A 1,111-nucleotide genomic window follows, 5' to 3' on the forward strand; every position below is an offset into this window, starting at 1 on the left:
CGGATTCGCTGTTGAAGCAGCCATTGGTGGTTGGATGTTTTTGCTGCTCTATTTGCTTTCAGGAATTGCTGGAGGCCTGTTGTATGCGGTAATGGATCTCTCAAGCGACACCTCTCTAGTTGGAGCGTCAGGCTCAATATCTGGTGTCATGGCCATGTATCTGGGTGTATTCAGGTTGCGCAAAATTGAGTTCTTTTATTGGATTTTTGTATTTGCTGGATATTTTCGAGCACCAGCCTTGCTCATCCTTCCCTTGTATATCGGCAAAGAGATAAGCGACTACTTTCTCAACCCGCATTCGAATGTCGCCTTTATGGCGCACGCGGGTGGCTTTGCTGGGGGTGGAGCATTGCTTGGTTTGATCTACTTCTTCCGACCTCAACTTGTGAATACAGAGTACGTGGAACAAAACCAAGAAATCGATCCAGAACGCGAAGCTAGAGCCAAGATTTACGAACAGATAGACCGCTTCTCATTTACGAGAGCTGTAGAAAGTATCAAACAGTACAACAAGGATTACGGGGCAAGCTTTGAGCTCAACATGCTGGCTTTTAAGTTATCTCAAGAAACGGGATTGAAAGGTCATGCTCTATTTTTCGCGACCTTAATGGATATAAAAATACGAGACGAGCGAGATCTAAGCCAGTTAGCCAATATCTGCGAGAACACACCAGACCTCATGAGCCAGCTGAATGAAGAGCAGCAATACAAGCTGGCATTAAAACTTTGTACTAACGAGCATATAAGCCTTGCTGAAGATATTTTCGAGAAGCTCAACACTCAACAAAATAGTCAACTCAACCTCGATGTTCTGGCCCGAAAGCTGTCGATTGTTTTTGGAAAGTGCAAGCAATCAGAAAAATCCCAGCACTATGCAAATATTGCTGAAACAACAATAGGCCTGGGAGGGAGTCAATAATGTCCTACTGCCATTATCACCCTCTTAGCCCTGCTAGCCATCACTGCACTCATTGCGATCAGGATTTTTGTCCTACCTGTTTAAATGAAAGCAAAACAAACAAAGATCCCACATGCATGATCTGTGAGCGAGAAACTGAAAGCCTTGGCGTTCAATCTGATGTCGTACCCTTCTGGCGGCGAATTGATCAAA

General features: G+C 44.6%; 2 protein-coding genes. Both read left to right on the plus strand.

What is annotated here, in order from left to right; translation table 11 throughout:
- Nucleotides 1-919 (plus strand): rhomboid family intramembrane serine protease (locus A3738_RS18770; RefSeq protein WP_156504337.1); only part of this gene is annotated, 919 nt, incomplete at its 5' end.
- Nucleotides 919-1,111 (plus strand): hypothetical protein (locus A3738_RS32065; protein ID WP_231876701.1); only part of this gene is annotated, 193 nt, incomplete at its 3' end. The genes A3738_RS18770 and A3738_RS32065, both read left to right, overlap by 1 nt.

This window comes from Oleiphilus sp. HI0066, from assembly GCF_001635725.1.